The following is a 26,058-nucleotide window of genomic DNA, read 5'->3' on the forward strand; positions in this document are numbered from 1 at the left end:
GGATGCGTTCAAATAACGTGAAATTCTGTTTTAAATAGAGGATAATAAACGTAGAGCCGAATGGTGGGGCGTCTTCCTAAAGAAAACGTCCGGAAGTTCTACAAATTTTTCAGTAGGAGTGTTTATTATGGATCGAGAAATTGTCGATATTACTATTATTGGCGGAGGGCCGACGGGTCTTTTTGCTTCTTTCTATGCAGGTATGCGGGAGATGTCAGTGAAAATAATCGATAGCTTACCTCAACTGGGAGGACAGCTAATCGAGCTATATCCCGATAAATTTATATATGACGTTGGGGGATTCCCGAAAATCCTTGCGAAAGATCTTGTTGCCAATTTGGTTACTCAAGCACATCATTCAAACCCCGAAATTCTTCTAGGTGAAGCAGCACTTTCAGCGACACGTGATGGAGATCATTTTGTCTTGAAGACGGACAAAGGGGAGCACTTAACAAGAACAATTTTGTTGACGGCTGGAATTGGAGCATTCCAACCACGCAAAATCGGAATCGAAGAGGAAATCCACTTTGAAAATACAAGCCTACACTATGGCATTAAAGATTTAACGATGTTCAAAGACCAACATGTACTTGTTTGTGGCGGCGGTGACTCAGCGGTTGACTGGGCTCTAATGCTTGAAGACATTGCAAAAGATGTAACACTTGTACACCGTCGTGAACGATTCACCGCACACGAAACGAGTGTGAACCAATTGATGGAATCGAAAGTGAATGTTATGACGTCCCGTTCTGTTAAATCCTTGCGGGGAGATGACGGTAAGGTGCATGAAGTACAAATCGTTCACAAAGATGGTACTGAAGAAATTTTGCCGATGGACCATGTCATCGTCAACTACGGAAATATTTCATCGCTTGGACCTATTAAAGAGTGGGGTCTTGAGATGGAAAAGAATTCAATCGTTGTTAACACGCGTATGGAAACGAATATTGAAGGTATTTACGCTGCAGGTGATGTGACCAGCTACGATGGTAAAGTGAAGTTGATTGCTGTTGGACTTGGCGAAGCTCCAATCGCTGTGAATAATGCGAAAGCTTACTTAGATCCAAAAGCTCGAGTACAACCTTTGCATAGTACAAGTGTATTTTCATAATCGAGTAAACAAAAAGCCCAGAAGATATCTTCTGGGCTTTTTGTTTATTTAGTTTTAGAATCTGCTTCAGGTGGGCTAAACAAGTTTGATACGAGAAGCCCCATAATTAGCGCAATACCGCTCATGACAAATGGAGTACCGCTTTCAGGAACTCCAGGATAAATGACAAAAACAGATCCGACAATTAATCCGATAATAATTGAAAAGGTTAACGTTGCATGACGACTGAGTAAGTAGTGGATGATTTTACTGCTGATTACAAATCCCAAAACAACCCCTAATCCAATTACAATGATGATTGGAATATTGAAATCGGATACTGCCCCGATTGCCGTCGAATACATACCGAGCAGTAGAAGTACAAATGAGCCACTAATTCCTGGTAACAACATTGCTGTACTCGCAGCCCAACCAGAAAGGAATAAAACTAATGTTGTAGTGGGTGTCAAAGATGTAATGATTGAGGAATCAGCCGGTTTTATGAATGCAGTCATCGCGAGCAAAACACCAACAATCACTAGGACAAGATAATGCCACGCTTTAAACGTTGATTTGATTTTTGCTTGTTTCGCCATAAAGGGTAGGATACCAATAATTAATCCGATAAAAAAGAATTGCGTAGGTGCAAAGTAATTGGCTAACAAGAATTTGATGACTCGACTAAACAACAGTATCGTTGTTCCCATACCAATCGCGAGTGGGAGTAGGAATCCGATGTGTTTACGCCAATCTTTACTGAATACTCCATTGATTGATGTAAGTAAGCGGTCGTAAATTCCAAGCAAAAACGCTATAGTTCCTCCGCTAACTCCGGGTATTAAATCGCTTATACCCATTAAAAATCCTCTATAAATATTTCTCCATTCCATTTGTGTATCCTCCAATTTAATGCTTGAAGCTATGACGTATTTTAGATAGGAAATGTTCCTAAGCTAATTACGAATATGAGTAGATTCAGGCATAGAAAAACGCATAGTCGGAAGGTGCCGCCTATGCGCCATTTTCATTTATTATGAAACTTGTGTTTCAGCACGGTGAGCTTCAATCTTTGCTAACCGTTCGTTAAATTCTTCCTTAGTTAGGTCATGCTCAACAAAATAACGATTACGAGGATGTGTTCGGCATTCGTCTGAACAACTACGCATGTACATATGCTCGTTTTCTTCTGAACTCAGGATTTTTGCATTACATTCTGGATTCGCGCAGTTTACATAGCGCTCACAAGGTGACCCATCAAAATGGTCGCGTCCAACAATCACGTGTTCAACTTGGTTCACAGGAACTGCGATGCGCTCATCGAATACGTAACATTGTCCGTCCCATAACTGACCCTTCGCAACTGGGTCTTGGCCATATGTTACGATACCGCCATGCAACTGTCCCACGTCCTCGTAACCTTCACGCTTCAACCAGCCTGTGAATTTCTCACAGCGGATTCCGCCTGTGCAATAGGCAAGAACTTTCTTGCCTTCAAGTTGCTCTTTGTTTTCACGCACCCAATTAGGTAAATCGCGGAAGTTTTCGATGTCTGGACGGATCGCTCCTCGGAAATGTCCTAAATCATATTCATAGTCATTTCGTGCATCAATGACGACTGTGTTCTCTTCTTGCATTTGTTCTAGGAATTCATTAGGAGCGAGGTATGTTCCTGTCGTTTCTAAAGGATTCACATCATCTTCTAGGCTTAAATTGACGATTTCAGTACGAGGTCGCACGTGCATCTTTTTAAATGCATGTCCTTCTGTTTCATCTATTTTAAACCAAAGGTCTTCAAAACGTGGATCACTCTTCATATGTTCCATATACGCATCGGTTTGTGCGATGGTACCTGAGCATGTTCCATTAATGCCTTCTTCACCAACTAAAATTCTACCTTTTAAGCCGGTTTCCTTACAAAACTGCAGATGCTCCACTGCGAATGTTTCGGGATCTTCAATTTGAACGTACTTGTAAAATAACAATACTCGATAAATTTCTTTTTCCATGGTCCTAACCACCTTCTGTTTTTTCACTTTGCAATAGGGTAAAACAGTCGGCCCGGTGCAATTACAGTTTTTTACACTTAAAAGCAACCCGCATTTGCAAAATCCGGGACATTGACAGTATATCACAAAACACAAATCTAAAAAAGTAAACAAAAACTGACTAGAAACAATTGTATTCTATCAAATTTTGTACTAGTATCTAGTATAGATATAGAAACTAGAATTTACCATGGAAATGAAATGCTGTTGAAAATGAGTACATAAATTATCGGGAAGTATTCGTATGAAGGGGTTTTACAGCTATGAAGAAAACGTTCGGAAATGGAAAGTTCAAATTAATAGACGTATTACTGACAATAATTATTATATTTTTAGCAATGACAGCCATTCTGCTGATTTTTTCAAAAGGAAGTTCTGACAATCAAATAAAATCTGCCCAAAGTCCATCCTCTGACAAAGATGCAGTTGTTGTGGACAAGTCTGATTCTAAATACGATGGCATTAAAATTGTTACTGAAACCTCAAATGACCCATTGGCGAAATATGCCGTTCAATATCCACAAAGTAAGAATGAAGACTTTAATAATAATGTAGTCACCTATATCAAACAAGCAAAGAAAAACTACTTAGAAGCGATCCGTGATGTGAAAATAGAAGATAATAAGAAAAAAAGTGAATTGAACATTTCTTATGAAACACATGTAGATAAGAAAGGAAACTATTCCTTTGTATTGATGAATAATGAGTCTCTACAAGGAAGTAAACGACTATCAGAAATCGAGTCATTTCACTTGAATTCAAAAACTGGCGAACAACTGGACATCCAAACGGTATTCAAAGAAGACCCGGATACGTTGCAAAAAATGACTGAACGGGTCAGAAGGAAGATCCAGCATACGGATAAATTGAGTGATGGGTTGATTGCTGACAAAATGCAAATCCGTACGGAACCTGAATGGCGAAACTATGAAAACTATGCAATTACCGGGAAGGCTATGATTTTCTTTTTCGAAAGTGGTTCCTTGAAAGCTCTGAAGGCTGGCCCGCAGATTGCAACGATTCCAATAGAAGAGATGAACGATCTATTAAAACCGGAATTCCAAGTAGCAACGGTGTCTCAAACTGAGGGGGATAAAGTGAACAAGCCCAATGATTCTAAGAATGAGAAAACCGAGGGCTCAACAGATAAGGGTAACGCAACTAAAAATGAGGGCACTAAAGAGGATCCTAAGTCTGGAGCAGAAACTCCTCCACCTGAAGCAGAAGAGCCTCATGAGAAGAAAATCGCACTTACATTTGATGATGGACCAGATCCCAAGACTACCATTCAGATTTTGAACACGTTGGAAAAGTACGATGCGAAAGCGACATTTTTCATGTTGGGAAGTCGAGTCGAATATTATCCGGATACGGCTAAAGCCGTGAAAGCTGCAGGGCATGAAATCGGGAATCATTCTTGGAATCACCCAGATTTAAGTAAAATGCCATTGGCGAAGGCTTTAGAAGAAATTAATCGAACCACTGCCATCATTCAAAAAGTGACTGGCGAAAAGCCGACTGTTTTCCGACCGCCATATGGCGCATATACGGACCAGTTGAGCAAGCAAACCATCCCACCCATTATATTATGGAATGTGGATACACTAGATTGGAAATATCGGGATTCCAATAAACTTCTAGAAGAAGTGAAAAAGTCGACTAAAGACGGAAGCACCATTTTAATGCACGATATTCATCCGTCGACAGCCGATGGATTGGATAATGTCATGGCTTATTTACAAAGCCAAGGATATAAGTTCGTCACTGTTTCTGAATTACACAAATGAAAAAAGAACGTACAGAGGAATTCAAATCTCTGTACGCTCTTTTTTTGTGTGTAGGGATCGGTCATGTGCTTAGTTGACGAGCACATCATCCATTGCAATGTCGAGGGCATTCGCCACACCTTCCCCATAAGCGGGATCTGCGTAATAACAGTGTTTGATGTGTTTTAGTTTAATTTCTTTTGGTGCATCGCCCATATTATCAGCTGTATTTCGGAACAAAAGCTGTTTTTGTTCATCATCCATTAGATTGAACAATTTTCCTGGCTGTGTGAAGTAATCGTCATCATCCTCACGGAAGTTCCAATGATCAGCTGCCCCTTGTAATTTCAAAGGAGGTTCCCTGAAGTCAGGTTGTTCTTGCCACTCACCGACGCTGTTTGGTTCGTATGAAGTTCTGCTACCATGATTACCATCTACACGCATTTGACCGTCACGATGGAAACTGTGGAATGGACATTTTGGTGCATTGACTGGAATTTGGTGATGATTGACACCAAGACGGTAACGCTGTGCATCTCCGTATGAGAATAGACGTGCTTGCAACATTTTGTCTGGAGAAAAACTGATTCCAGGGACGACCGCAGCAGGAGTGAAAGCTGCTTGCTCTACTTCTGCAAAGTAGTTTTCTGGATTTCTGTTCAATTCAAACTCACCAACTTCAATTAGAGGGAAGTCACCCTTGTACCAAACCTTTGTTAAGTCAAACGGATTGAAAGGCATATTCGCTGCTTCTTCTTCCGTCATCACTTGTACGAACATCTTCCATTTCGGGAAATCTCCATTGTCGATGCTTTGAAGCAAATCACGCTGATGGCTTTCACGATCTGTTGCGATTGTTTTGCTAGCTTCCTCATCTGTTAGGTTTTCAATTCCTTGTTGTGAGCGGAAATGGAACTTCACATAATAACGCTCGTTATCAGGGCTTATGAAGCTATAGGTATGGCTACCGAATCCGTGCATATGACGATAAGTGCGAGGGATCCCGCGTTCACTCATCAATATCGTGATCTGATGGAGTGCTTCAGGTAGTGATGTCCAGAAATCCCAGTTGTTTGTTGGGCTTCTTAAGTTCGTGCGTGGGTCACGCTTAACTGCGTGATTCAGATCCGGAAATTGTAGTGGATCTCTAAAGAAGAAGACAGGTGTGTTATTTCCGACCATATCCCAGTTTCCTTCTTCTGTATAGAACTTCAAAGAAAACCCACGGATGTCGCGTTCTGCGTCCGCAGCACCACGTTCACCTGCAACTGTTGAAAATCGGGCAAACATCTCGGTCTGCTTCCCAACTTCTGAGAAGATTTTTGCTTTTGTGTACTTCGTAATGTCATTTGTCACAGTAAAAGTACCGTATGCGCCTGATCCTTTTGCGTGCATGCGGCGCTCAGGAATGACTTCACGATCGAAGTGTGCAAGCTTTTCAATAAGCCATACATCTTGAAGAAGTAGAGGACCTCTAGGACCTGCAGACATTGAATTCTGATTATCAACTACAGGGGCACCTGCCGCCGTTGTTAACTTTTTACGTGACTCATTCTCATTATTAATCATCTGTATTCCTCCTATGTAAGGGTTTGTGAATCTGTAAATTAACTATAGCAGAGCGATTATTAGATAGCTAGCAATTTGTTTAGAATCATTATCGTTAAGGAGCAGTTATTATTAACAGATAGTTAGAGTTGCCAGAATTCTATTTTTGGGAGAAGAAATCTATGAAAATCTGACCTTGTGACAACATTCCAACATTAGACCCCTAAAACCCTCTGAAGTTTTGAGGTTTGTAACAGATCATACGCTAATTGCTCACAAAGTATTTTGGCGTTTAATTTATAATGGAGACAGATCGAGATTGAGGGGAGAGGTAGAGATGGAAGAGGTTTTACTTTCACGAATCCAGTTCGCTTCGACAACATTGTTTCACTTTATATTTGTCCCGTTGTCTATCGGATTGGCGCTGATCATTGCGATCATGCAAACGCTCTACGTTGTTAAAAAACAAGAGATTTATATGAAAATGACAAAATTCTGGAGTGTGTTCTTCCTCATTAATTTTGCAATTGGTGTCGTAACAGGCATTTTCCAAGAATTCCAATTCGGAATGAACTGGTCGACATACTCCAGATTCGTAGGAGACATCTTTGGTGCTCCGTTAGCGGTAGAAGCATTGCTCGCGTTTTTCCTTGAATCTACATTTATAGGGATTTGGATCTTTGGTGCGCAAAAGTTATCTAAGAAAGTTCACTTAGCTTCTATATGGCTCGTTTCAATTGGAACCGTTATGTCTGCCTTCTGGATATTAGCAGCTAATTCATTCATGCAAAATCCAGTAGGTTATGTGCTTAAAAATGGACGCGCAGAAATGAACGACATTGTCGCACTTCTTACGAACGAAAAATTATGGGTGGCATTCCCACATACCATTTTCGGTAGTATTGCTACGGGAGCATTTTTCGTAGTCGGAGTAAGCGCGTTCTATCTTATTAAGAAGCGTCAAGTTGATTTCTTTAAGAAGTCTATCGGAATCGGTTTGCTCGTTGGACTTGTAGGTGGATTAGGTCTAGCGTTCACAGGTCACGCTCAAGCACAATATTTGATGCATGCGCAGCCTATGAAAATGGCGGCTGCTGAGGGACTGTGGAATGATAGTGCAGATCCTGCAGCTTGGACAGTAATTGCAAATATCGATACGGACAATCGGGTAACAACAGGTCGTATTGAAATCCCTTACTTGTTGAGCTATCTATCTTATAATAAGTTCTCAGGTAAAGTGTTGGGGATGGAAAGTCTAGAAAAGCAAATGATTGAGAAGTATGGGGAAGGGGATTACATTCCTCCAGTTAAAACAACATTCTGGAGCTTCCGTATTATGGCGGTAACAGGTGGAGCATTAGTTGGTGCAAGTCTACTTGGTTTGTTCTTGCTATTCCGCAAAAAGATTGCTGCAACCACTTGGTATTTGAAAGTGATGATTCCAGTCATTTTCCTACCGTTCATCGGGAACTCGTTTGGTTGGATTATGTCCGAAATAGGCCGTCAACCATGGGTTGTCAATGGTCTAATGAAGACCGCTGACGGAGTGTCACCTAACGTTTCAGCAGGACAGATCCTGTTCTCACTAATTTCATTCTCGACAATCTATGCGATCCTCGGGATTATAATGGTTATATTGTTTGTGAAGGTCATTCAACGTGGCCCTGAAGAGCGTAAGCAAAAAGACGTATCCGTTACAGATCCGTTTAATGTAGGAGGCGTTTCTAATGGCTCTAAGTGAGTTATGGTTTGTGCTAATTGCCGTATTGTTCATAGGGTTCATCTTTCTAGAAGGATTTGACTTCGGTGTAGGAATGAGTTTGAAGTTCCTTGCTAAAAATGAAACAGACAAAAAAATGCTCATTCACACGATTGGACCTGTCTGGGATGCAAACGAAGTTTGGTTGATCACAGCGGGTGGAGCGATGTTTGCAGCGTTTCCACATTGGTACGCGACGGTTTTTAGCGGGTATTACATACCGTTTGTCGTATTACTAATTGCTCTAATCGCCCGTGGTGTCGCATTTGAATTCAGAGAGAAAATTGAATCGGACAAATGGGTGAAAACATGGGATTGGGCAATTTTTGCAGGTAGTATTTTGCCACCATTCCTATTAGGTGTCTTGTTCTCCAGTATGCTAAAAGGGATGCCAGTAGATGCGGATATGAACATCTATGCAGGGTTCACTGATTTCGTCAATGTGTACACAGTAATAGGTGGAGTAGCGTTTGTGCTCCTCTCTTATTTACACGGATTGCTTTTCGTAACATTGAAAACAGAAGGATCGCTTCGATCACGTGCAAAAGATGCTGCACTTAAGATTTATTGGGCGACAGGAGTAGTAATGATTGCGTTTGTTGCGCTAACAGCAGTTTACACAGAATCATTTGCAGACAGAGGATCGATCCTAATTCCACTGTTTGCAGTGGTCTTCGTATTATATGCGTTCTTGCATCGCTTAATTTCAAAAGGTCGAGAAGCATTCAGTTTTACAGTAACAGGGATTACTCTCATTGCGGTGATGGCTTCGTTCTTCATCGGTTTGTTCCCAAATGTAATGATCAGCTCATTGGATACTGCATTTAACATGACGATCCGGGCAGCAGCATCTGGTGATTATTCGTTAAAAATAATGACGTTCGTTGCGCTTACAATGGTACCGATTGTTATTGCCTATACAATTTGGAGTTACTATGTATTCCGTAAACGGATTACAGAAGATGTGGAGCACCTAGAACATTGATGGATCGACATCTTCTACTGTATAACGGCAGCAAGAAAACCTTTGCGCTTGTTGGGATTTTGACAGTCGTTCAAGCGGCTTTCATCATCCTGCAAGCCCTCTCCTTGTCTTCAGCCATTACCCGGATGTTTCATGGGCTAGCTTGGAAGGGAACCGTTATATCGCTCGCCGTGTTTTTCGTTGCTCATGCGATTCGTCACTCCCTCCAATGGGGGAAAGAACGAGTTGCGCTCAAGTTTGCAGATGATATTGCTCGTTCTACCCAAGACCAGTTAGCAGAAGCGCTTTTAAGGGATGGAACTGGAATGATTGCGAGACAAGGATCAGGCTCGTTGCTGACACTTACTTTAGAAGGTGTCCCGAAATTCCGTAAATACGTGGAACTGTTCATACCAAGATCGTTATCGATGGGTATCATTCCAGCGGTCATTCTACTCTATATTGTCACGTCTGATTTAATGTCTGGCGTGACTCTTTTCCTTGTGATGCCAATATTAATCATCTTCCTTATTTTGATTGGGATTGTATCCAAGAAAAAGATCGATGACCAAATGGGAACCTACCGTCAACTTTCTCGACACTTTGCGGATTCTATACAAGGGATCGAAACGCTGAAGTATTTAGGGCGGAGTAAGTCTCATGAGAAAGCCATTGAAGAAGTGAGTGACAAATACCGAGTAGCTACGAATCGCTCGTTAAGCTATGCATTTTTGTCTTCGTTTTCTTTGGATTTCTTCTCAAGTCTCTCAGTAGCGCTCGTTGCCGTGGAACTTGGTTTACGGTTAATCAATGGCGGGATTGGACTAGAAGCAGCGCTCGTCATTCTCATACTTGCACCTGAATACTTTTTACCGGTTCGTGATTTAGGTGCTGATTTCCACGCTACAATGGATGGAAAAGATGCTGCGGATGAAATACGGTCATTGCTTGCTGATTCAGAAGCAAATGCTAAACAAGAGTCGATTGTCATTCCTGCTGTTACGAAAGATAGCAGTTTTACAGCTGTCTCTATTGGTAAACTAGGGGATCATGAGATTGAAATTACGAAAGACGTACAGTTTTCCGTAACAGGGTCACAAAAAGTTGGGATAATCGGTGCTTCCGGAGCAGGTAAATCCACACTGATTGACCTATTGGCGGGCTTTACATCACCTTCTAGTGGTGATTTTGAGATTGGAAATCAGGCTTTCGGTTCGCTTGCTTCAGATTCTTGGCGCAAGCAAGTCACCTATATCCCACAGCATCCAACGATTTTCTCGGACACGCTTGCAAACAACATTCGATTTTATCATCCTGAAGCTAGTGACGAAACTGTTTTTAAAGCCGCGCAAGCAGCGGGACTTGAACAACTGGTAGAAGAATTGGCGAATGGGTATGATGAGATGATTGGTCAAGGCGGCCGCCCATTATCAGGCGGGGAAGAACAGCGCGTTGCGATTGCCCGTGCGCTGTTAGAAGATTCCTCCGTCTTGTTGTTGGATGAACCGACAGCACACTTGGATATCGAAACTGAACACGAGATCAAACAATTACTTCTGCCGATTCTGGAAGATCGTCTCGTATTCTTTGCAACACATCGCTTGCACTGGATGAAGGAAATGGACTGGATTCTTGTTATGGAAAATGGCAGTATCGCTGAACAAGGGACTCACGAGGAGCTGTCTGCACAGGACGGTGTCTATAGCAAATTAGCGCGTGCGCAGAGGGAAGGGATGATGCTATGAACTACGTCAAAAGCTTCGTTACTCCATACATGAGTAAGTATTGGAAGTTAATGTCGGTGACTGTTCTATTAGGCATTTGTTCATCCTTGTCTGCCGCACTGCTGATTTTTGTTTCGGGTTACCTAATTTCTGCTGCCTCAGAACGCCCAGAAACGATTTTGCTTGTCTACGTACCAATTGTATTGGTTCGGGCTTTCGGATTGTCTCGCGCAGCGTTCAGTTATGCGGAACGCATGACGGGACACAACGCTGTGTTAAAAGTGTTGTCTGAAATGCGTGTGCGGTTATATCGTGCGTTGGAGCCACAAGCATTGTTTATCCGGTCACGTTTTAAACGGGGAGACTTGCTAGGGACATTGGCGGATGATATCGAACATTTACAAGACGTGTATATCCGTACGCTATTCCCAACGATTAGTGGTTTGTTCATATTTGTATTTGCAACTGTTTCTGTCTCTATTTTCGATTGGAAATTCGGTTTGTTTATCGGGCTTTGTTTAAGTGTGATTGTGTTCGTCTATCCAATGCTGTCATTAGTGATGATGAAAAAACACCAACTAAAGTCAAAACAGCAGCATACGAAGTTGTACCATACACTAGGGGACGCGGTTTATGGGATTCGAGATTGGCTCATTAGCAGCAGAACCGCTGATTTCCTAAGTAAATTTAAGGCTGAGCGTAATGCGAGTTATGAAACTGATAAAGAACTCGCAAAACGCGACCAAAATAGAACGTTCCAGCTTCATTTGATTTCTGGAGCGATTACAGTGATTGTAGGCGTTTGGGCAGGAATGCAAGCCATTGATGGAACGATTTTACCAACGTATATTGCAGCATTTACGCTCGTAACACTCCCAATCATCGAATCGTTAATTCCGATTTCACACGCTGTAGAACGTATTCCTGCGTATAACGAATCGTTTGGTCGTATACAGCATACTGAAGATACTGCACAATCAGTATTCAAGTCTGCTGAAACGGTGGATGAAGTTCCGAATAGCGTAGAAATTCAAGTTGAAGGTGTGTCGTATACGTATGAGTCTGAAAAACGAAAAGCCCTTCACAAAGCCACACTTACCATCAAACAAGGTGAAAAAGTAGCGATTCTCGGCAAGAGCGGTGCGGGCAAATCGACGTTGGTTCAGCTTTTATTAGGAGCATTAAAACCAGATGGAGGAACCATTCAAATCGCAGGGGAAGCCCCAGAAAAGTATGGGGAAAACATTCATCAAATTGTGAGTGTACTAAACCAAAAACCTTATTTGTTTGGGACAACAATTGAAAATAATATTCGTCTTGGGAATCCTTCTGCGACAACTGAAGAGGTCGAACGGGTAATCCGCCAAGTCGGGTTAGAGGAGTATCTTCGGAAACTTCCAGACGGTCTTCAAACACAGACGGAAGAAGCAGGACGACGCTTCTCAGGCGGAGAACGACAACGTATTGCGTTGGCACGTATTTTGTTGAACCATACACCTGTTGTTATTGTCGATGAGCCAGCAGTTGGACTGGACCCTGAAACAGAACGTGACCTTATTCAGACGATGATGGAAAGTCTGAAAGGGAAGACGGTTATTTGGATTACCCACCATTTGATGGGGATGGAATTGATGGACAACATCGTGTTTTTAGAAGCTGGAGAAATATCGGATGAAGGAACACACGAAGAACTTCTTGAAGGTTCTGCGCATTATCGACGTCTCGTTGAACTGGACCGTGGGATTTAAATTCGATTCCACACAAATGGGTCATTAGTAAATTTGAAGTGAATAGAAAAGACTATGACAAGTGTATGGTGCAACTACATTTGTCATAGTCTTTTTCTTGTTTCTTGAAAAACACTTAGGTTTACTTGGAAAATGACGATATAATAGTAGAGTATTTTCTAAATCATTCAAAATAGACACGTGCGAATTCTACTGTGAAAGAAAGGGGACCACCATGTCAACGTTGAAAAAGCCGTTAGCGCTGTTCATTTTATCATTAATATTCGTAGGTACTGTGCTTTTTCTTGTGAATGAATATAAGAGTGAGAGGAGTGAAAGTGCCAAAGCGGTATACAAAGAGACAGGGGAATTGCTGGAGGATGTTGCTGACGAAGCGAATCGTTTCGGTAATGAACGGGTTGGGGAACTGGAGCTCATTGCGAAATACATAGCAATCATTTCAGATGATAAAGAGGAATTGCAATCATTTTTGAAAGAACAAAATAGCAAAATGCCATTTTTAGCTGGTCTAGGGTTCATCTCTCCGGATGGAGAAATCATGGCGGCAGATGGTTCGCGATTTTCTGTGAAAGAGCGTGAATCGTTTGAACGAGCAATGTCAGGACACATCACGACGAGTGAGCTATTCAGTTTTAAACAAGATCCGAACCTTCAAGTAACTGCAATCTCAGTACCTGTAAACAAAGATGGAAAAGTTATCGGTGTGCTCTCAGGTGTGACCAGCATGTCGGACATTATCCACCGCCTTGTGAGTGATACCTCCTTACTTGGAACGGTTTATCTCATCAAAAACGAGCAAGTCGTCTATACATCTGGAGATACAATTTCAGAAGTGGACTCCGGTCAAAAGAGTCAATGGATTTTAAACGAAATAGCAGATTCTCCCTCGGGTGTAGTGGTAGAAGATGAGAAATCAGCAAGTTACCTTTTTTACAAAATGGCTTGGAATGACTGGGTAACCGCGGTCGATTCTTCGGGTCATCCTGATATGGAAAAGATGCTAGCGAAACGGTGGCATTATACGTTTATTGCTAGTTTGGTTTTGCTAACGTTGATAGGGAGTTATCTATACATTTTAAGGTTGGAAAAAATTCAGCAACGTGCTTTTCGTCAAGATGTCCTCACCCAAATAGGCAACCTGTTGAAATTAGAAGAAGATGTCGATTACTTACAGCGTGTAAAACAGAAATCATGCACAATTATTCTCCTAAACCTACGTGGATTCAAAAACATAAACAATTGGGCAGGGTATGAGAACGGTGACCGTATCTTAGTGGAGGTAGGGGAAAGACTTTCTAGTGGACTAGCTGAAAGGCATAGCACTTACAGAATCGGTGGTGGTGAGTTTGTTGTGTTGCTCCCTGGCAGCAGAACGAGAGAACAAGCCGAAGATATTACGAGTGAATTGTGTGACCTTATCCAAAAACCATTTGAAAGTGTGGACCATGAGACTATCCGGTTGAATGTCTACGCGGGAATTAGAAATGTTGATGTTAGCTTGAATGGACATGCTGCTCAATTTATACACGATGTTGTTTTTGCTTGTCAAGAAGCGCGCCAGTTAATAAAAGTACCGTACGCCTTTTTTACAGATGAACTCGAACAGCTTGATAATGAGAGGAAATTATTTGTAAAAGAGCTATCGGATGCGTTAAATCGACAACAATTCAAACTCGTCTATCAGCCAATCTTTAGTTTCCAAGATGAAAAAATCGTAAGTTTCGAGACGTTACTCCGCTGGGATTCATCCGGATTCGGGATGGTGAACCCGATAGAGTTCATTTCACTATTGGAAGAGACGGGAATGATCTTGGAAGTTGGGGATTGGATTATTGAAGAAGCGGCATTGCAAGTACGAAAATGGAGATATGAAGGGTATCCTGAGCTTTACGTAACTGTGAATGTTTCCGTAAAACAGCTGTTGGATGAATCCTTCGTCTCTCGAGTGTCAGACATTTTATTGAAAACAAATGCATCTCCGGATAGTCTAGTATTTGAAATCACTGAATCGGTTGTTGTAGAAGATAGTGAAAAAGCGCTACAAACTGTTACGAAGTTGAACGAGCTTGGAATTAGCACAGCGTTAGATGATTTCGGTACGGGGTATTCTTCTTTGGCGATTTTAAGCTTGCTTCCGTTTCAATATTTAAAAGTGGATCGTTCTTTTTTGGATGACTTGGATAGTGTTGACTCGGAAGCTGCATCCGTCCTGAGAGGGATCGTTTCAATTGCTTCCGGGCTAGGTCAAGTAACGATCATGGAAGGTGTGGAAACAAAAGAACAACTGGATTTGTTAAGAGAAATAGGAGCAGATCGTATCCAAGGCTACTATTTCAGTCAACCAGTTCCACCAGACCAAGCATTTGAACTTCTCCGAACAACGTAAAAACACTCCACGCTTAGCGGAGTGTTTAAAATGGCCATCCGAACAAATAGCCGAGTGTGATGCAAATAATACCTGAAGCGGTTGTACCGAGTGAAGAGAAAAGCATATACCGTTTTACAGCCATGCCACTCATACCTGAAAAGCAACAAACAAAATGTCGCATTCCTGGAACAAAAAAACCTAATGTCACAGTCCAGGAGCCATAGCGGCCAAACCAACGTTCCACTCGGAGTACACGTTTTTCAGACAGACCGACCCATTTACCAAAGCGTTCAACGATAGGACGTCCGACTTTTTTACCAATTGCATAAGTCACAAGTGTGCCGATGAACACACCTAAAATTGCTATGGTCATTGCTCCTACGAAATTGAGGAGCCCCGCTGAAGACAAGTATCCTGTAAAGACAATTACAAATTCGTCCGGCATCGGTAAACCAAATATCCCGAGAGCGAGAAATAGAAAAACAGCAAAATACCCATAATGGATAACGAAGTCTTGAAAAATGCTCACTTACATCCCTCTTTTGTCAATTCTTTGATGAATAATTGTGTGGCAGCCATTGACCGATAGGTTCTCCGACATGTATTGTACCTTTTTCTTGTACCGTAGGATAGAATGGTGAGACACCCGCGACGAATAACAGAATTGTTGAGCCGAATGAAAAATATCCAAAGTCTTCTCCTTTTTTTGCTTCTTTAGAAGAAGAGTAGAGCTGTACGGAGTTTACATTAAGCGCGCCCACTTTGACAAGTGCCAATTTGTCATAAGCTGTTGAAAGTTCCGTAATCAACCGATAATTTGTTTCAAATGGTTTGTCTCCATATTTCAGACCCATCGTATTCACAGGATATGATTTATTTCCAAGAGCGTAACGGTTTATGACTGTCCCATCAGCAGGGTAATGAAAATGATGATAATCTGAGGGAGACAAGTAGAATACAAAGTACCAACCATTTTTATAAACCGAAGCCCTCTTTTCATCCATGAATATTTCATTTATACTGTATGTATGACCTTTAATTGTAAATTGGTGTCCGTCTTCCACAGGTCCATATGAACTTAGCTGTCCGTCAGAAGGGGAGATGAGAGTTTCTGGTGAATCATTGAAAGGTCGTGTCCCGGATTTTAGGCTACGAGTAAAAAATGCTTGAAGGCTGTCATAGTGTTCTCTTGGGAATTCCATAATGGACTCATCTATTTTATATGCTGTTGAGTACGTCTTAATAAGTGGTTTGCTTAGTCGTGAAGCTGACAAATGACGAAGTAAGCCAGAGGCAACCGGATTTCCTGTCAATTCCACTAATGATTTCAAAAGTTTCTTTTTCAATACAATCACCATCTTTATCTAGTATATATTATTGGGAGGTTTGTTATGTTTTCATTTAGATATATTGATTATACTAAAGTAAAGGCCCAATTGGCGAATGCAATTACTTTAGTAAACTTAAGTTTTGGGGTTATCGCCATTATACTGATTTCCAGAGATTTGTCACACATGAGTTTGGTATTCATTTTCCTAGCAGCGTTATTCGATCGATTTGACGGGATGACGGCTCGTCACTTCCATACGGAATCTGCATTCGGCAAAGAATTGGATTCCTTGAGTGATATTATATCGTTTGGAATCGCACCAGCGGTTCTCATCTATCATTCTGCCTTATCTGAAATGCTTTGGGTAGGAATAGCAGCAACGATTATTTACATCGCTTGTGGGGCAGTTCGTCTTGCGAGATATAATGTAGAAGAATTTGATGGTGTATTCAGCGGTGTTCCGATTACTGCAGCAGGTGTCATTTTAACAGCTCTATATTTTGCGGTTCCATATGTCGCAGCACCATATCTTGTTATTGCGATGCTTATTCTATCTTGGGCGATGGTCAGCAACTTTAAAATTTCTAAATTATAATAACCAGCTTCTTCACTTGATTTCTAGCGTAGAGTTGAGTGGAGAGGTTTTTAAATTGAAGATTAGTACGACACATGTTATAATTTTTCCAATAAAAATGGAGGCGTACCCAAGAGGCTGAAGGGGGCTGACTCGAAATCAGCTAGGGTGTGCAAGCGCCGCGGGAGTTCAAATCTTCTCGCCTCCGCCATACATATATCGAACCGTCTCTGTAACTTTGCGAGACGGTTTTTATTTGGTTTTTAGTTCATAGTAAGTCGCGTCTGTGAGTTCGTTCCATTCTCCTTACCAATCTGCTATTCTTAGAGTAGATAATTTACTGAAAGGGATGATTGAAATGGCAGGACCCGCTTTAAAACAGCTCCATTCTCATCGGGCTATTCACGAAGGAGGACTATCTGGTGCCGTTGGAAAAACAGAGATGCTGATTGACTTCCTTCAAGAAGGCGATCATAAAAATGCAGAACGGGCAGCGAATGATTTAATCGATTATTGGAAGACTCGTGTGATTAGTCATGCGGATGCGGAAGAAGACGGGTTTTATCAAGAATTCGTTACTGAAAATCCTGAAATGGAAAAGTCTGTTACCCAGCTGACACGTGATCATGATTTGATTAGAATCATTGTTGGAGACATTGAAACGTTAAGAGACACGGAAGGAATTAGTCCAAGCGTCCTTCAAAAATTCTATGCATTATTAGTTGTGAACGAAATTCATAGTCGTGAAGAAGAACGTTTGCTATTTATAGAATCACCTAAAGAAGAAGCTTAAAATAAATGGAGCAACAGAACACGTCATTCAAGTAATGAATGACGTGTTTCCAATGAAAGGAGCACTTTAAATGATGGAACAAGCACTTGCTGTGCTCGCTGAGAAATTTGGATATACATCATTCCGCACAGGTCAAGAGCAAGTCATTCAGCATGTGATGGATGGACAGGATGCTCTTTGTGTTATGCCAACTGGCGGCGGTAAATCGTTGTGCTACCAAGTTCCAGCAATGCTATTCGAAGGAACGGTCCTCGTCATATCCCCACTTATTTCCCTTATGAAAGATCAGGTAGACGCACTTTGGCAGCTCGGAATTCCTGCTGCCTACATAAACAGCACGTTATCGTCAGAGGAGTATTTCGGTATTCTTGAAAATGCGATTGCCGGACAATATCGACTCCTTTATATTGCACCTGAACGTCTGGAGTCCGAGTCATTTCTAAGAGAATTAAGCAGGATGAACGTTCCAATGATCGCAATCGATGAGGCACACTGTATTTCCCAATGGGGTCATGATTTCAGACCGAGTTACCGAAATATTAGCCGTGTCTTGAACTGTTTTGATGAAAAACCGGTCTTGCTCGCGTTAACTGCAACGGCTACGCCTAACGTTCGGGAAGATATTCGCTTACAGCTAGGAATTCCCGAAGAGCAGACGGTGATGACTGGGTTTGAGCGGTCGAATTTAGTGTTTACGGTCGTAAAAGGGCAAAATCGCGAGAAGTTCATCAAAGAAGTGGCGAGTAAAAACAAAGGGGAAGCTGGAATTGTGTATGCAGCAACTCGAAAAGCGGTCGAGAGTATTTATGATCTGTTAGACCGGGCTGGATTTGAAGTGGTGAAATATCATGGCGGAATGTCAGATACAGAACGACATCACGAGCAAGAACGATTTTTGAATGATGAGGCAACAGTGATGGTCGCTACAAATGCGTTTGGTATGGGAATTGACAAGTCGAATATTCGATACGTCATCCACTACCAGATGCCGAAAAATATGGAAAGTTATTATCAGGAAGCAGGGCGCGCGGGGCGGGACGGTCTTGATAGTGAATGTGTGCTTCTGTTTGCATCACAGGATATCCAGACGCAGCGTTTTCTGATCGACCAATCACCGGATCCTTCCAGAGTTCCAGCAGAACTCGAAAAACTACAAGGGATGATTGACTATTGTCATACTGAAAATTGTTTGCAGCAATACATCGTGACGTATTTCGGCGAAAAAGATGCCCCGAAGTGTGGCAGGTGTGCAAATTGCACAGATACACGCGAGCAGATGGATGTTACACTGGAAGCCCAAAAAGTGTTGTCGTGTGTCATTCGGATGGGTCAACGTTTTGGCAAAACGATGATTGCTCAAGTGTTAACCGGTTCGAGAAATAAAAAGTTGCTGGACTTTAAGTTTGATAAACTGACAACATACGGTTTGCTGAAAGAAAAGAATGCGAAAGAAGTTTCCGATTTTATTGAGTTTCTGATTTCGGCGAATTGTCTCCAAGTGGAGAATGGGCAGTTTCCAACAATTCGAGTCGCTGAGCGTGGAAAAGAAGTGTTGCTTGGCAATGACAAGATTATGCGGAAAGGCTCGTTTGTTTCAAAAGTGCTGACAGAAAATGATCCGTTGTTCGAACAGCTTCGACAATTGAGACGGAAACTTTCTCAAGAAGCTGGCGTCCCTCCATTCGTTGTGTTCTCGGACAAGACTTTGAAGGATATGGCGATGAAGAAGCCGGCAACGTCTGCGGAGTTCTTGAATGTAGTTGGGGTTGGACAAACCAAACTTGAGACATACGGAGAGGCGTTCATCGAAGAGATTAATTCTTTTCAACTTCAGGAAATATGAGCGAGAACTTCCACAAAAATAGGTAAATTAAAAACATACTAGTGATTAGTATGTTTTTTGTGTTGTATCCGGTTATTCCTCGTGGCTTATTTGCCATTCAATGCCAAACTGATCTTTCATTTTCCCGTAGCATTTACTGAAAAATGTCTCCTGTAATTCCATGGACACGTGACCGCCTTGCTTGAGCTTTTCAAATGCCGCATTGAGTTCATTAGGTTCATCACTGACGAATGCCAGGCTGATGTTATTGCCGACTACGACGGGAGAACCAGGGAATGTGTCAGAGAACATGATGACATCATTCTTTATTGTAAGACGTGTATGCATGATCAAATCTTTTGCCTCTTCGGGTAATGGGTATTCAGGATTCTGTGGAGACTCACCAAATGTCATAAACTGAGGTTTCTCCGTTTTGAATGCATCCGCATAAAATTCCACCGCTTGGCGACAAGTTCCGTTAAATGTTACATATACATTAATGCCGATAGGAACCACTCCATTCCTCTATATTTCAGATAAGTCTGTTTCTTATTATATCATGTCCACGAGTTGAGCGGTATTAGCAGTGAATTACTATGGATCATCTGAAGCCAGAGATATTGGTACAGCGACCCTTATAGAATGGGAAACCCATTCACCTAGCCGTTGCTGTCCGTTGTTTGACCAAGCCGTAAATGGTATAAGCTGCTACGAGTAGCAAGAGGACGCCGGTGAAGGTGAATGCACCACTGAAATTCAAATTCAATGCTCCGATCGTATACGATCCCACAACAACGCCCATTGAGAAAAATGCATAGAAATAACCGTATGCTTTCCCTCGGTAGGCGGCTTCGGAAGAATCGATGAGCAATGAGTTGATGGATGGGAAGAGAAATGCGAATCCGACCCCATATAAAGCCATTGTTCCATAAAGACTGCCAAGCTCGTCCGCGCGACTCAAGAGCAACATGCTTACACCCATTAATGAAATTCCGAATGCAAGTGTAATCATCGGTCTCACGCGATCAAAAATTCGGTTAATGGGCAATAAAAAAACGAGAATTGCCACAATGCCAAACGTACTCAAAAGAGTACCTGTTGTTTTTGTATCAAATCCAAGCAATTCAACCCTTAGTGGAAGGATAAGCGCGAGGACTCCTTGCGAAAACATAAGGAAGAAAGCACCTGCAAATGCACGTTGAATGCCCGGGTGTCGAAACATTGCTCCAACATGCTTCTCCTTGGACTTTTCACCTGACTTTTTGACCCGCTTGACGGATCGTAATAGAAGGAAAGCTAAAAGTGCGAGTATCGCCATGATGATGCCGTTCACAAGCATAATTGCAGGTGTTCCTTTTATAGGATTTCCGATTACTGATGCAACGATTCCGCTATAAGCGGGACCTGCAATCGCTGCCATTCCAACAAATGCACCAGAAATGGCAACACTTTTTCCGCGTTTTTCCGGTTCTGCTCGATTCGCTAAAAATGTAAAAGCCGCAGGAATGATCAGCCCATTCGTAAAGCCGTGAACGAAACGGACACCGACCAGCAGCCAAGCAGCATGAACTGTGGAATAGAGCGTCAATGCAACAGCGTTCGTTAAAAGACCAATTAGCAAGATCTTAAATGGACCTCTTTTATCGGTAACAAATCCTGAAATAACATTCCCGAAAACGTTCGCAAGTGAGTAGGTCCCGACAACTAATCCCGCTACAAAAGTGGAAGCACCTAGGGATAGTGCAAATGGACTCATAATAGGTAGCTGAGAGAACAAATCAAAAAAGGAAAAGAATACGATTAAATAAACAAAACCCCGCATAGGTACGCCTCATTTCAAAAATTCATAAATCATGCTTATTTTATCATGATAACGTTTTAAATCAACGAACAACATAGGAATTCACAGATGTCTGGTAAATGTGTGACGAATTTGTAGAAAGACCTGAACGTTGAAGAAAAAATAGCAATCTCTCTAAAAAAACTGTAAAATAACGAATAGTCAAACGAAATGGGGGAATGAGGCATGGAACCGAAGATTAGAATTGGTATCGCAGGATACGGTAACCTCGGCAAAGGGGTTGAATTCGCGATATCCCAACAAGCTGATATGGAGTTGGTCGGAATTTTCACGAGAAGAGATCCGAGTAACGTTCACCCAATCGGTGACAGTGTTTCTGTCTATCCGTTAGCAAAAGTGGAAGATTATACAGAGAAAGTAGATGTCATGATTCTTTGCGGAGGGTCTCGCGCAGATTTACCTGAACAAGGTCCTGAACTTGCAAAGTTGTTTACGACGGTTGACAGTTTCGATACGCATGCTAAAATTCCAGAATATTTTGATGCGCTTGATGAAGCGGCAGCTCCAGCAGGAACCACAGCGATCTTGTCTGTCGGCTGGGATCCGGGTCTGTTCTCATTAAACCGTCTTTACGGAGAGACTGTGCTAGCTGATGGTGTCACGTATACGTTCTGGGGCAAGGGACTAAGTCAAGGACATTCTGACGCAGTACGTCGGATTGATGGTGTGAAAAATGCTGTCCAATATACAATTCCTTCTGACGAAGCAATTTCCAAAGTTCGAGCGGGAGAACAGCCTGAATTATCTACACGCGAGAAGCATGTCCGTGAGTGCTATGTCGTCTTAAAAGAAGGCGCGGATGCAGCGATTGTTGAAGAAACTATCGTGACAATGCCTGACTACTTCGCGGACTATGATACGACTGTTACGTTTATCAGCGAAGAGGAAATGCAAGAGAACCATAGCTCGATGCCCCATGGAGGTTTTGTCATACGCAGCGGTAAGACTGGGAATGGTACGAATCAGGTGATGGAATATTCCTTGACTCTGGATAGTAATCCTGAGTTTACGTCAAGTGTCCTTACTGCATATGCACGTGCTGCTCATAAGTTAAACAAACTGGGCCAACATGGTGCGAAAACCGTATTCGATATTCCACCAGGTCTTTTATCACCAAAAAGTCCTGCCCAACTTCGAAAAGAATTGTTGTAAGAATGGTATGGATACTTTGAAAATGAACCAACATGTACTATACTAGTAACATATTTACTTAGGGGGTCGAAGGATTTGGCTAAAATGGATGACACGCTACACATGCTTAAAGAATTAACAGATGCAAAAGGTACAGGTGGTAACGAACGTGAACCACGTGATGTGATGAAACGGTACATCGAGCCATTTGCAGACGAGATTGACCAGGATGGACTTGGTTCACTCATCGCAAAACATACTGGCGATGCAGACGGCCCTAAAGTGATGGTAGCAGGTCACCTTGACGAAGTCGGATTCATGATTTCCCGTATTGACGATAAAGGTTTCTTGAGCTTCCAAACAATCGGAGGCTGGTGGTCGCAAGTTATGCTCGCACAACGTGTGACGATTGTAACGCGCAAAGGTGATTCTGTTACAGGAATTATCGGTTCAAAACCACCACATATTTTGCCTGCTGAAGTACGCAAAAAACCAGTAGACATCAAAGATATGTTCATCGATATCGGTGCATCTTCACGTGAAGAAGCGATGGAGTGGGGCGTTTCACCTGGAGACATGGTCGTACCTTACTTCGAATTCACGGTTATGAATAACGAAAAGTATTTGCTTGCCAAAGCTTGGGATAACCGGATTGGCTGCGCGATTGCAATTGACGTTATGAAGGAACTGAACAAGCAAGGACACCCGAATACACTTTATAGTGTCGGGGCTGTCCAAGAAGAAGTCGGTCTTCGTGGTGCTGGAACAGCAGCTAACAAAATCAAGCCGGACATCGGTTTTGCAGTGGACGTCGGTATCGCAGGGGATACACCAGGAGTTACTGCTAAAGAAGCAGCAGCTAAAATGGGAGACGGCCCACAAATCATTCTTTATGACGCTTCTATGATTGCGCACAAAGGGTTACGTGACTTTGTCGTAGACACAGCTGAAGAAAACGGCATTCCGTATCAGTTCGATTCTATGTCAGGTGGCGGAACAGACGCTGGCTCAATCCACTTGAGCGGCAATGGTGTTCCTTCAATCGCAATCACTGTCGCAACACGTTACATTCACAGTCACGCAGCGATGTTACACCGCGATGATTATGAAAACGCTGTGAAACTGATTGTAGAAGTCATTAAAAAGCTTGACCAAGAAACAGTCAACAAGATTATTTCTGAATAAATAGGGAAGAGGCAGATCAGGTAATGGTCTGTCTCTTTTTATTTTGCGTAAAGTATAAAAATGCATTTGACTTTATAAATATTCATAATTATACTGTGAATAACCAATTTTATTCATGGAGGATGATTTTATGACAAGCGCATTCGAATTGAAGTACATGGAGAAGCAATTGAAGGGAAAAGACTTTTTAGCAATCGAGGATTTTTCAACTGAAGAAATTGATTATCTTCTAGAGCAAGCGACGAAAATGAAGAAAGATTTCCTTGCAGGTGGCACATCCAAACCACTCGAAGGAAAAACTCTCGGAATGGTCTTTGAAAAGAATTCGACGCGTACTCGTATTTCGTTCGATGTGGGCATGTTCCAATTAGGCGGGCATGCATTGATGATGAATCCAACTGAACTTCAAATTGGACGTGGGGAGTCGATTGCAGATACAGCGAAAGTATTTTCTGAATATCTGGATGGCGTAATGATTCGCGCAAACTCTCATGAAATGGTGAAAGAATTTGCAGACAATGCGTCAATTCCCGTCATTAATGGGCTAACAGATAAAGTACACCCTTGCCAAGCACTGGCGGATTTATTGACCATCCAAGAAGTGAAAGGGAAGTTAGCGGGATTAAAACTTGTCTATATCGGGGACGGCAACAATGTTGCGCATTCGCTACTAATGGCCGCTGCTAAAATGGGGATCCATACAGCAATCGCTACACCGGTTGGATACGAAATGGATGGTGATATTGCAACGTCCATTGAAAAAGCAGCCAAACAGTCAGGCGTAACGATGACACAGCTGACAGATCCGGTTGAAGCTGCAAAAGATGCAGACATTTTGTATACAGACGTATGGATCAGTATGGGTGACGATGAACAATCCGAACAGCGTCTGGCAGATTTCGAAGGATTTGAAATCAATGACGAACTTGCTGGCCATGCTAAATCCGATTACACGTTCATGCACTGTCTACCCGCCCATCGCGGTCAAGAAGTTTCCGCATCGGTTATTGATGGGACGCAATCAGTCGTATTCCAACAGGCTGGAAATCGGTTGCATGCTCAGAAAGCCTTGCTCGCCGCGTTATTATAAAATGAAAAAGGGATCGCACTTACACCTAATGGGTGTGTTGCGATCCCTTTGCTTTTTTCGTCACTGTGCAGCAAATGCGTGCTCGAGTTCACCTGTAATCTTCATCTTTTCCTGATCATCGGCGCGCTGCCAAAGCTTTTCGAAGAACACGCCTAAGCCAGGAAGCAGATGCTCTTCTCCACGTGCAATTGCATCATCGACAACGCCGCGGATATCTTGCGCTTTGTTATCCGTCATATTGGCGGTAATGGCATCTCTAATTTGAAAATTCATTCATCTGACCTCCTTTCAACGTACTTGAGTTTAGTATCGCCAAGAGGGCTTGTCTTTGATACACTGAAAAGAAAAAAAGGAAGTTGTCCTACACTATGAAACGTATTGAATCCACACAAAACGCACTTGTGAAACACTGGAAAAAACTTATTACAACGAAGAAAGAGCGAGAACGCTCCGAAGAATTCATCATCGAAGGCCATCACTTGGTGGAAGAAGCGCTTAAGATTGAAGGTTCCGTACTGCACATCATGTTCCGTGAAGATGTTGAAATTCCGTTTGAATTAGAAGAGTCTTCGATTCAAATCATTGAAATGACGAAAGCAGTAGCAGCTGAAATTTCAGAAACCGAACACCCCCAAGGCATTTTTGCACATTGCAAACAGCCGATTCCTTCAGAAAATCTGTACTCAGAATGGAAACGTCTTCTATTCATCGACGCAGTTCAAGATCCAGGCAACATCGGAACAATGATCCGTACGGCAGATGCTGCTGGAATGGACGCTGTGATTCTTGGTAAGGGGTGTGCCGATCCTTTTAACCCGAAAACAGTCCGTTCTGGGCAAGGTTCCCATTTCCATATCCCTATCGTAAAAGGCGACTTGAATGAATGGATCGACCGTGCAAAACAAGGCGGACTGCAAGTAATTGGAACTGGATTGCAACAAGCAAAAGATCATTTCACAGTGGACGCACTGCCTGCTTTTGCACTCCTTATGGGCAATGAAGGGGCAGGAGTTGCAGATGAATACCTCGAGCAAGCAGATACGATTGTGAAGATTCCTTTGTACGGTGAAGCAGAATCGTTGAACGTTGCGGTAGCAGCAGGCATCTTGCTGTACACATATGCACGCCGCTAAGTCGCTCCAGTATTGAAGTATGAAACGGATTCCGCTATACTGATGAGGTATACAAGAGCAACAGACAACAAAAGTGTTGACCGGGAAGAGGATACAGAACAATTGACGCTAGGGAGTCCATACCTTG

General features: G+C 42.3%; 22 protein-coding genes and 1 tRNA gene. 15 read left to right on the forward strand and 8 right to left on the reverse strand.

Annotated elements, in window-relative coordinates; translation table 11 throughout:
* Nucleotides 1-127: 127 nt before the first annotated feature.
* Entirely contained in the window at nucleotides 128-1,111 is a 984-nt protein-coding gene (locus tag DVB69_RS12850; RefSeq protein WP_199562861.1) for an NAD(P)/FAD-dependent oxidoreductase, read from the forward strand.
* 44 nt (nucleotides 1,112-1,155) lie between these two features.
* On the opposite strand, the gene DVB69_RS12855 is transcribed toward DVB69_RS12850, so the two are convergent.
* Complete coding sequence (locus DVB69_RS12855) at nucleotides 1,156-1,980, reverse strand: DUF368 domain-containing protein (RefSeq protein ID WP_116019498.1); 825 nt, start codon at nucleotides 1,978-1,980, stop codon at nucleotides 1,156-1,158.
* Between the two features lie 141 nt (nucleotides 1,981-2,121).
* Nucleotides 2,122-3,096 carry an oxygen-dependent tRNA uridine(34) hydroxylase TrhO gene (gene trhO / locus DVB69_RS12860; RefSeq protein ID WP_116019499.1) on the reverse strand — a complete coding sequence of 325 codons (975 nt, stop codon included), beginning with the start codon at nucleotides 3,094-3,096 and terminating at the stop codon, nucleotides 2,122-2,124.
* A gap of 302 nt (nucleotides 3,097-3,398) precedes the next feature.
* Between trhO and DVB69_RS12865 the strand changes: the two genes are divergently transcribed.
* A complete protein-coding gene (locus DVB69_RS12865) occupies nucleotides 3,399-4,922 on the forward strand; it encodes a polysaccharide deacetylase family protein (RefSeq protein ID WP_116019500.1) in 1,524 nt (507 codons plus the stop codon).
* 69 nt (nucleotides 4,923-4,991) lie between these two features.
* On the opposite strand, the gene DVB69_RS12870 is transcribed toward DVB69_RS12865, so the two are convergent.
* Nucleotides 4,992-6,470: a catalase gene (locus DVB69_RS12870; RefSeq protein ID WP_116019501.1), complete on the reverse strand. Its 1,479-nt coding sequence runs from the start codon at nucleotides 6,468-6,470 to the stop codon at nucleotides 4,992-4,994.
* A 316-nt stretch (nucleotides 6,471-6,786) separates the two neighbouring features.
* Here DVB69_RS12870 and DVB69_RS12875 point away from each other — a divergent pair, with 316 nt between their 5' ends.
* From DVB69_RS12875 to DVB69_RS12895, 5 genes are all read left to right on the forward strand, one after another.
* Nucleotides 6,787-8,190, forward strand: a complete 1,404-nt coding sequence (locus DVB69_RS12875; protein ID WP_116019502.1) for a cytochrome ubiquinol oxidase subunit I — start codon at nucleotides 6,787-6,789, stop codon at nucleotides 8,188-8,190.
* Nucleotides 8,177-9,193: a cytochrome d ubiquinol oxidase subunit II gene (gene cydB / locus DVB69_RS12880; protein ID WP_116019503.1), complete on the forward strand. Its 1,017-nt coding sequence runs from the start codon at nucleotides 8,177-8,179 to the stop codon at nucleotides 9,191-9,193. Before DVB69_RS12875 ends, cydB begins: the two co-directional genes overlap by 14 nt.
* On the forward strand, nucleotides 9,193-10,917 hold the full coding sequence (gene cydD, locus DVB69_RS12885) for a thiol reductant ABC exporter subunit CydD (RefSeq protein WP_116019566.1): 1,725 nt from the start codon (nucleotides 9,193-9,195) through the stop codon (nucleotides 10,915-10,917). Before cydB ends, cydD begins: the two co-directional genes overlap by 1 nt.
* A complete protein-coding gene (cydC, locus tag DVB69_RS12890) occupies nucleotides 10,914-12,644 on the forward strand; it encodes a thiol reductant ABC exporter subunit CydC (RefSeq protein WP_116019504.1) in 1,731 nt (576 codons plus the stop codon). The genes cydD and cydC overlap by 4 nt, the downstream gene beginning before the upstream one ends.
* A 214-nt stretch (nucleotides 12,645-12,858) precedes the next feature.
* The gene (locus tag DVB69_RS12895; protein ID WP_116019505.1) at nucleotides 12,859-15,030 is read left to right on the forward strand and encodes a bifunctional diguanylate cyclase/phosphodiesterase; all 2,172 of its coding nucleotides are present in this window, start codon (nucleotides 12,859-12,861) and stop codon (nucleotides 15,028-15,030) included.
* Between the two features lie 25 nt (nucleotides 15,031-15,055).
* Here DVB69_RS12895 and DVB69_RS12900 read toward each other — a convergent pair whose 3' ends face one another.
* Complete coding sequence (locus DVB69_RS12900; RefSeq protein WP_116019506.1) at nucleotides 15,056-15,541, reverse strand: DedA family protein; 486 nt, start codon at nucleotides 15,539-15,541, stop codon at nucleotides 15,056-15,058.
* 16 nt (nucleotides 15,542-15,557) lie between these two features.
* Entirely contained in the window at nucleotides 15,558-16,358 is an 801-nt protein-coding gene (gene asd, locus DVB69_RS12905) for an archaetidylserine decarboxylase (protein ID WP_158541090.1), read from the reverse strand.
* A gap of 45 nt (nucleotides 16,359-16,403) precedes the next feature.
* Here asd and pssA point away from each other — a divergent pair, with 45 nt between their 5' ends.
* From pssA to recQ, 4 genes are all read left to right on the forward strand, one after another.
* Nucleotides 16,404-16,937, forward strand: a complete 534-nt coding sequence (pssA, locus tag DVB69_RS12910) for a CDP-diacylglycerol--serine O-phosphatidyltransferase (protein WP_116019508.1) — start codon at nucleotides 16,404-16,406, stop codon at nucleotides 16,935-16,937.
* 99 nt (nucleotides 16,938-17,036) lie between these two features.
* Nucleotides 17,037-17,127 (forward strand) — tRNA-Ser (locus DVB69_RS12915).
* Nucleotides 17,128-17,202: 75 nt separating this feature from the next.
* Nucleotides 17,203-17,709 carry a hemerythrin domain-containing protein gene (locus DVB69_RS12920; RefSeq protein ID WP_370452982.1) on the forward strand — a complete coding sequence of 169 codons (507 nt, stop codon included), beginning with the start codon at nucleotides 17,203-17,205 and terminating at the stop codon, nucleotides 17,707-17,709.
* A 70-nt stretch (nucleotides 17,710-17,779) separates the two neighbouring features.
* The gene (recQ, locus tag DVB69_RS12925) at nucleotides 17,780-19,552 is read left to right on the forward strand and encodes a DNA helicase RecQ (RefSeq protein WP_116019510.1); all 1,773 of its coding nucleotides are present in this window, start codon (nucleotides 17,780-17,782) and stop codon (nucleotides 19,550-19,552) included.
* A gap of 72 nt (nucleotides 19,553-19,624) precedes the next feature.
* Here recQ and DVB69_RS12930 read toward each other — a convergent pair whose 3' ends face one another.
* Nucleotides 19,625-20,038, reverse strand: a complete 414-nt coding sequence (locus tag DVB69_RS12930) for a VOC family protein (RefSeq protein ID WP_116019567.1) — start codon at nucleotides 20,036-20,038, stop codon at nucleotides 19,625-19,627.
* 148 nt (nucleotides 20,039-20,186) lie between these two features.
* Nucleotides 20,187-21,353, reverse strand: coding sequence for an MFS transporter (locus DVB69_RS12935; RefSeq protein ID WP_116019511.1), 1,167 nt, complete (start codon nucleotides 21,351-21,353; stop codon nucleotides 20,187-20,189).
* Between the two features lie 204 nt (nucleotides 21,354-21,557).
* Here DVB69_RS12935 and DVB69_RS12940 point away from each other — a divergent pair, with 204 nt between their 5' ends.
* The 3 genes from DVB69_RS12940 (at nucleotide 21,558) to argF (ending at nucleotide 24,798) form a co-directional block, all read left to right on the forward strand.
* Nucleotides 21,558-22,544, forward strand: coding sequence for a diaminopimelate dehydrogenase (locus DVB69_RS12940; RefSeq protein WP_116019512.1), 987 nt, complete (start codon nucleotides 21,558-21,560; stop codon nucleotides 22,542-22,544).
* Between the two features lie 75 nt (nucleotides 22,545-22,619).
* Complete coding sequence (locus DVB69_RS12945) at nucleotides 22,620-23,708, forward strand: M42 family metallopeptidase (RefSeq protein WP_116019513.1); 1,089 nt, start codon at nucleotides 22,620-22,622, stop codon at nucleotides 23,706-23,708.
* A 130-nt stretch (nucleotides 23,709-23,838) separates the two neighbouring features.
* The gene (gene argF / locus DVB69_RS12950; RefSeq protein WP_116019514.1) at nucleotides 23,839-24,798 is read left to right on the forward strand and encodes an ornithine carbamoyltransferase; all 960 of its coding nucleotides are present in this window, start codon (nucleotides 23,839-23,841) and stop codon (nucleotides 24,796-24,798) included.
* 60 nt (nucleotides 24,799-24,858) lie between these two features.
* On the opposite strand, the gene sspI is transcribed toward argF, so the two are convergent.
* Entirely contained in the window at nucleotides 24,859-25,071 is a 213-nt protein-coding gene (gene sspI / locus DVB69_RS12955) for a small acid-soluble spore protein SspI (protein ID WP_025783254.1), read from the reverse strand.
* Between the two features lie 95 nt (nucleotides 25,072-25,166).
* Here sspI and DVB69_RS12960 point away from each other — a divergent pair, with 95 nt between their 5' ends.
* Nucleotides 25,167-25,931, forward strand: coding sequence for a TrmH family RNA methyltransferase (locus DVB69_RS12960; protein ID WP_116019515.1), 765 nt, complete (start codon nucleotides 25,167-25,169; stop codon nucleotides 25,929-25,931).
* Nucleotides 25,932-26,058 lie beyond the last annotated feature (127 nt).

The organism is Sporosarcina sp. BI001-red, from assembly GCF_003384035.1.
Taxonomy (GTDB): Bacteria; Bacillota; Bacilli; order Bacillales_A; family Planococcaceae; genus Sporosarcina.